General features: G+C 74.2%; 2 protein-coding genes. Both read left to right on the top strand.

Annotated elements, in window-relative coordinates:
• Positions 1–6,087, top strand: a 6,087-nt coding sequence (locus AB0D46_RS38000) for an SDR family NAD(P)-dependent oxidoreductase (protein ID WP_362884607.1), incomplete at its 5' end; no start/stop codon positions are given.
• Positions 6,088–6,202: 115 nt separating this feature from the next.
• Positions 6,203–7,770 (top strand): beta-ketoacyl synthase N-terminal-like domain-containing protein (locus AB0D46_RS37995; protein WP_362884609.1); only part of this gene is annotated, 1,568 nt, incomplete at its 3' end.

Below are 7,770 nucleotides of genomic sequence, written 5' to 3'. Positions count from 1 at the left end.
GACGCGCTCACCGCCGCCGAGGGACTGGCGCTGTTCGACGCCGCGCCGGCCTCCGGGCAGCCGCTGCTGGTGCCGGTCAAGCTGGACCTGGCCGCACTCCGCGCCCAAGCGGGCACGGGAATGCTCCCGCCGCTGCTCTCCGCCCTCGTCCGCACGCCCACCCGCCGGGCCGCCGGGTCCGTCGAGGTCGGGGACACCCCCGCCGCAGCGCTCATCGGCCTGACGGACGCCGAACAGGCCGCGTACGTACTGGATGTGGTGCGGACCCAGGTCGCGGCCGTGCTGGGCCACGCCGGGCCCGAGGCCGTCGAGGCCGACCGGTCGTTCCGGGAGCTGGGCTTCGACTCGCTGACCGCCGTCGAGCTGCGCAACCTCCTCGGCGCGGCCACCGGGCTGCGCCTGCCGGCCACCCTCGTCTTCGACTACCCGACCTCCCTCGTCCTGGCCGAGCACCTGCGGACCGAGCTCCTCGGAGCGGTGCCCGCGACGCCACGGGCGGCGGTCGCCGTCGCCGTACGCGACGACGAACCCATCGCGATCGTCGGCCTGGGCTGCCGCTACCCCGGGGACGTCCAGTCGCCCGAGGACCTGTGGCGGCTCGTCCTGGACGGCCGGGACGTCGTCTCCGGATTCCCCGACGACCGGGGCTGGGACGTGGACGGCCTCTTCGACGCCGACCCCGGCCGGGAGGGGACGAGCTACGCCCGCGAGGGCGGCTTCCTCACCGAGGCCTCCGCCTTCGACCCGGCGTTCTTCGGGATCTCCCCGCGCGAGGCCGTGGCGATGGACCCGCAGCAGCGGCTGCTGCTGGAAACCTCGTGGGAGGCGTTCGAGCGGGCCGGCATCGACCCGCGGTCGCTGCGCGGCAGCCGGACCGGCGTTTTCGCCGGAGTCATGTACCAGGACTACGCCTCGCGGCTCGCGGCCCTGCCCGAGGGCGTCGAGGGCTTCCTCGGCACGGGCAACGCGGGCAGCGTCATCTCCGGCCGGCTGTCCTACACGTTCGGGCTGGAGGGTCCGGCCGTCACCGTCGACACGGCGTGCTCGTCCTCCCTGGTGGCCCTGCACCTCGCCGTACAGGCCCTGCGGAGCGGTGAGTGCGAACTCGCCCTCGCGGGCGGGGTGACCGTCATGGCGACCCCCGCCGCGTTCGTGGAGTTCAGCCGGCAGCGGGGCCTGGCGGCCGACGGCCGCTGCAAGGCCTTCTCCGCCGACGCCGACGGCACGGGCTGGGCCGAAGGCGCCGGCGTCATGCTGGTGGAGCGGCTCTCCGACGCCCGCCGCAACGGACACCCGGTGCTCGCCGTGGTCCGGGGTACGGCGATCAACCAGGACGGCGCGTCCAACGGGCTGACCGCCCCCAACGGGCCTTCCCAGCAGCGCGTCATCCGCCAAGCCCTGGCCAACGCGGGCCTGTCGCCCGCCGAAGTGGACGCCGTCGAGGCGCACGGCACGGGTACGACCCTGGGTGACCCGATCGAGGCGCAGGCGCTGCTGGCCACGTACGGCCGGGAGCGCGAGGGGGACCGGCCGCTGCTGCTGGGCTCCATCAAGTCCAACATGGGCCACACGCAGGCCGCCGCCGGCGTCGCCGGGATCATCAAGATGGTCATGGCGATGCGGCACGGCGTCCTGCCCCGGACCCTGCACGTGGACGAGCCGACCCCGCACGTGGACTGGGCGGCCGGTGCCGTCACGCTCCTGGAGTCGGCCACGGCCTGGCCGGAGACCGGGCGGCCCCGCCGCGCCGCCGTCTCCTCGTTCGGCTTCAGCGGCACCAACGCCCACGCCATCATCGAGCAGGCCCCCGAGCCGACCGGGACCGAGGAACGGCCCGAACCCGCCCGGACGCCCGGCAGCGTGCCGTGGCTCCTCTCGGCGAAGGACCCGCAGGCCCTGCGCGACCAGGCCGCCCGCCTGGCGGCGCACGTGATCGCACACCCCGCCCTGTCGCCCGGCGACATCGGCTACGCCTTGGCCACGAGCAGGACCGACCTCGACCGGCGGGCCGCCGTCGTCGCCGCCGACCGGGACGGATTCCTGGCGGGCCTCGCCGCGCTCGCCGCGGGCGACCGGCCGGCCGGCGTGCTGGAGGACGTACCGGCCGCCGGAAAGCTCGCCTTCCTGTTCACCGGACAGGGCAGCCAACGCCTCGCCATGGGGCGCGAACTGTACGAGACCTTCCCGGTGTTCACCGCCGCACTGGATGCGGTGGCGGAGCATCTCGACCTCGAAATGCCCCTGCGTGAGGTGCTGTTCGGGGCAGACGCGGCTCTGCTGGACGAGACGCGGTACACCCAACCCGCACTGTTCGCCGTCGAGGTGGCGCTCTACCGGCTGCTCGCCTCGTGGGGTGTGACGCCGGACCTCGTCGCCGGACATTCCATCGGTGAGATCGCCGCCGCCCACGTCGCCGGAGTGCTCTCCCTCGCCGACGCCTGCGAACTGGTTTCAGCTCGCGCCCGGTTGATGCAGGCGCTGCCGACCGGCGGCGTGATGATCGCGCTCCAGGCGGCGGAGGAGGAAGTGCTGCCGCTGCTCACCGAGCGGGTGAGCATCGCGGCCGTCAACGGCCCGCACGCGATCGTGATCGCCGGGGACGAGGACGCCGCGACCGCCGTCGTGGACGCCTTCCCCGACCGGAAGACCAAGCGGCTCACCGTCAGCCACGCCTTCCACTCCCCGCACATGGACGGCATGCTCGACGCCTTCCGCGAGGTCGCGGAACGCCTGACGTACGCAGCCCCCCGCATCCCGATCGTCTCGAACCTCACCGGCCGCCCCGTCGGCGACGGCGAGATGGGCAGCGCGGACTTCTGGGTCCGCCACGTCCGCGAGACGGTCCGCTTCCTCGACGGGATCCGCGCCCTCGAAGCCGCCGGTGCGACCACCTACCTCGAACTCGGCCCCGAAGGCGTCCTCTCCGCCCTCGCACAGGACTGCCTCATCCGCGACGAGTCCGCCGACGCGGCCTTCGTCCCCGTGCTCCGCGCCGGTCGCCCCGAGGAAGCCTGCCTCGCCACGGCCCTCGCCCGCGCCCACCTGCGGGGGATCCCCGTCGACTGGGAGACGTACTACTCCGGCACCGGCGCCCGACGCGTCGACCTGCCCACCTACGCCTTCCAGCGGCAGCGCTACTGGCTGGAGGCACCCGCCCAAGCCCTCGCGGGCGACGTCGCCTCCGCCGGACTCGGCGCGACCGCTCACCCGCTGCTCGGGGCGGCCGTCGACCTGCCCGACTCGGACGGGTTCCTCTTCGCCGGACGGCTCTCGCTGCGCACCCACCCCTGGCTGGCCGATCACCGCGTCGCGGGCACCGTCCTGCTGCCGGGCGCCGCGCTGGTGGAACTGGCCGTCCGCGCCGGCGACCACGCCGGCTGCGGCCGGCTGGACGACCTCATCCTCGAAGCGCCCCTGGTGCTGCCCGAGACGGGCGGAACACAGCTGCGGCTCGCCGTGGCCGAGCCCGACGCCGACGGACGCCGGGCCTTCCAGGTCTACTCGCGCCCCGAGCAGGCCGCCCCCGACGAACCGTGGACCCGGCACGCCGACGGCGTCCTCGCCCCGGACGCCCGGGACGCCCACTCCGACACCGCCGTCGAGCCCCTGGCGGAGTGGCCGCCCGCCGGCGCCGTCGACTGCCCGCTGGACGGGCTGTACGAGGATTTCGACGCCATCGGGCTCGGTTACGGCCCCGCCTTCCGCAACCTGCGCCGCGCCCACCGGCTCGGCGACGAGGTGTACGCCGAAGTCGCCCTGGACGCGGACCGCCTCGCGGAAGCCGCCCCGTACGGCCTCCACCCGGCGCTCCTCGACGCCGCCCTGCACGCAGTCGGCGTCGGGGAATTCTTCCCCGAGGGCCCGCAGGGCGCGCGGCTCCCCTTCTCCTGGGACGGGGTCCGGCTGTACGCGGCCGGCGCCGCCCGCCTGCGCGTACGGATGGCACCCGCCGGCCGGGACGCCGTGGCCCTCACCCTGTGGGACGGGGACGGACAACCCGTCCTGAGCGTCGACTCGCTCGTCCTGCGCCCCCTGTCAACCGACGGCATCGCCACCGGCCCCGCCCGCGAGGCCCTGTTCCGGATCGACTGGACCGTCCTGCCGCCCGCCGCGACGCACCCGCCGTCCGACAGCCGGTGGGCGCTGCTCGGCGCGGACCCGCTCAAGGTGGGCGCCGCCCTGGAACGCGCCGGAATCCTCGACGACGCCGCCGAGGCCACCCACGCCGACCTCAGCGCCCTCGGTGAGGCCTTCGACCTCGCCGGGGCCCTGGGGGAGGACGTACCGGAGACGGTCCTCGTCACCCCGGCCGTCGACCTCGCGCCGACCGACCCGGCCACCGCCGCGCACGCCGTGACCCGCCACGCCCTGGAACTCGTCCAGGGCTGGCTCGCCGACGAGCGGTTCGCCGCCTCCCGGCTCGCGGTCGTCACCCGTGGCGCCGTCGCCACGGACCCCGAAGGGGACGTGACCGACCTCGCGCAGGCGGCGGTATGGGGCCTGGTGCGCTCCGCCCAGGCCGAGCACCCCGACCGGTTCGTCCTGATCGACCTCGACGAGGAGGACGGCTCCCACCGCGCCCTGCCCGCGGCGCTCGCCGGCGACGAAACCCAACTCGCCCTCCGGGAAGGGGTCGCACGCGCCCCCCGGCTGGCCCGCGCCACCCTGACCCCGGCCGCGTCGGACTCCGTCCCCGCAGGCCGGGGCCCGGACCCCGAGGGCACCGTCCTGATCACCGGAGCCACCGGCACCCTCGGCGGCCTCCTCGCCCGGCGCCTCGTCACCGAGCACGGCGTACGCCACCTGCTGCTCACCAGCCGGCGCGGCGGCGCGGCGGCCGGAGCGGCGCAACTCGGGGACGCACTCGCCATGTTGGGGGCCCGCGTCACCTGGGCGGCCTGCGACGCCGCCGACCGGGACGCCCTCGCCGCCCTGCTGGACTCCGTACCGGCCGAGCGTCCGCTCACCGCCGTCGTGCACACCGCCGGCGTCCTCGACGACGGCACCATCACCTCACTCACCCCCGAGCGGGTCACCAAGGTGCTGCGGCCCAAGGCCGACGCAGCCTGGAACCTGCACGAACTGACCCGGGAACTCGACCTCGCGTCGTTCGTCCTGTTCTCCTCGGCGGCCGGCGTGTTCGGCAACGCCGGACAGGCCAACTACGCGGCCGGCAACACCTTCCTCGACGCACTCGCCCAGCACCGCCGGGCCCAAGGACTGGCGGGCCTCTCGCTCGCCTGGGGCCTGTGGGACGACGGGGCCGGCATGGCCGCCGGACTCGACGAACAGGACCGTCGGCGCATCGAACGCGGCAACATGAACGCACTGTCGCAGGCCGACGGACTGGCCCTCTTCGACGCCGCACTGCGGGCCGACACGCCCCCGCACGAGGACGACGAACCGCGCACCCCGAGCCTCCTCGTGCCCGCCCGACTCGATCTGGCCGCCCTGCGATCCCGGGCCGGCGACCACGTCGCACCCCTGCTGCGCGGCCTGCTCCGTACGTCCGTACGGCGCAGGACGAGCAGTGGCACGAGCACGGACACCCCGGACTCGACGGCGGAACGGCTCGCCCAACTGCCGCCCGCCGAACGCGACCGGGTCCTGCTCGACACGGTCTGCACCCACGTCGCCCGCGTGTTGGGCCACAGCGGTGCGGCCGCCATCGCACCGGGCAGCGCGTTCAAGGAACTCGGCTTCGACTCGCTGACCGCGGTCGAACTGCGCAACAGCCTCGGCGCGGCCACCGGACTACGACTCCCGGCCACGCTCATCTTCGACCACCCGACCCCCGAGCGACTCGCCGGGCACCTGCGCACCGCACTCGGCCTCGACGGCGACGGCCCCGCCGTCTTCGACGAACTCGACCGGCTGGAAGCCGCGTTGGCAGCGTCGGAGGCGACGGACGCCGACAGCGTCACCCGTTCGCGGATCACGATGCGCCTCCAGGCCCTCATGACCAAGTGGCACACCGGCCAGGACACCGGCCGCACCACGGCCGCCGAGGACACCGACGACGACCTCGACACGGCCACCGACGACGAACTCTTCGACCTGCTCGACGACGAACTCGGCGCTTCCTGACCCGAAGCGCCCGAGCCCGCCGGGCGCGGCACGACACACCCCGTGCCCGCCCGGCGGCCCCCGACCACCACGGACAGACCCGTACGACCGCCTCTCTGGCATGGAGCCCACGCACATGGTGAACGAGGACAAGCTTCGCGACTACCTCAAGCGGGCGACCGCCGATCTGCGCCAGGCCCGCAGGCGGCTGCGCGACGTCGAGGAACAGAACCAGGAGCCCATCGCGATCGTCGCGATGAGCTGCCGCTACCCGGGCGGTGTCCGCACCCCCGAGGACCTGTGGCAGCTCGTCGCCGACGGCCGCGACGCGATCTCCGGATTCCCGGCCGACCGCGGCTGGGACGTCGAGACGCTCTACGACGCCGACCCCGACAGCGCCGGATCGAGCTACGTCAGCGAGGGCGGCTTCCTCTACGACGCCGCCCGCTTCGACCCGGCGCCCTTCGGGATTTCGCCGCGCGAGGCCATGGCGATGGACCCGCAGCAGCGGCTGCTGCTGGAAACCTCCTGGGAGGCGTTCGAGCGGGCCGGCATCGACCCGACGTCGATGCGCGGCAGCCGAACGGCCGTCTTCGCCGGCGTGATGTACCACGACTACACGGCCCGCCTGGACTCCGTCCCCGAAGGCGTCGAAGGCTTCCTCGGCACCGGCAGCTCCGGCAGCATCGCCTCCGGCCGGGTGTCCTACACGTTCGGCCTGGAGGGCCCGGCCGTCACCGTCGACACCGCCTGCTCCTCCTCCCTGGTCACCCTGCACCTCGCCGTGCAGGCCCTGCGGGCGGAGGAGTGCACCATGGCACTGGCCGGCGGTGTCACCGTCATGGCGACCCCCGCCACCTTCACCGAGTTCAGCCGCCAGCGCGGCCTCGCCTCCGACGGCCGCTGCAAGCCCTTCGCGGCCGCCGCCGACGGCACCGGCTGGGGCGAGGGTGTCGGCATGCTCCTCGTGGAGCGGCTGTCCGACGCTCAGCGCCACGGACACCCCGTCCTGGCCGTCATCCGCGGCAGCGCGATCAACCAGGACGGCGCGAGCAACGGCCTCACCGCGCCCAACGGCCCGTCGCAGCAGCGCGTCATCCACCAGGCCCTCACCAACGCCCGACTGGCGGCGGCCGACGTGGACGTCGTCGAGGCCCACGGCACCGGTACGACCCTCGGCGACCCGATCGAAGCCCAGGCACTGCTGGCCACGTACGGCCAGGACCGCCCGGCCGAACGGCCGCTGCTGCTCGGCTCCATCAAGTCGAACATCGGCCACACGCAGGCCGCGGCCGGTGTCGCGGGCATCATCAAGATGGTCGAGGCGATGCGCCACGGCATCGTGCCCAAGACCCTCCACCTCGACGAGCCCACCCCGCACGTCGACTGGGAGGCGGGCGCCGTCTCCCTCATCGGCGAGACCATCGCCTGGCCGCGCACCGGTGCACCGCGTCGTGCGGGTGTGTCGTCGTTCGGGTTCAGTGGGACGAACGCGCACGTGATCGTGGAGCAGGCGCCGGAGGTGGGGGTGGAGGCCTCCGGTTCTGGTGTGGGTTCGGGTGTGGGTTCTGGTGTGGGTTTGCCGGTGGTGCCGTGGGTGTTGTCGGGGAAGAGTGCGGTGGCGTTGCGGGCGCAGGCGGATCGTCTGGTGGGTTGGTTGCCGGGTGGTGCGGGTGTGGATCCGGTGGATGTGGGTTGGTCGTT

The organism is Streptomyces sp. NPDC048383, assembly GCF_040651775.1.
Taxonomy (GTDB): Bacteria; Actinomycetota; Actinomycetes; order Streptomycetales; family Streptomycetaceae; genus Streptomyces.
This window is presented reverse-complemented; position numbering and strand designations above follow the sequence as displayed.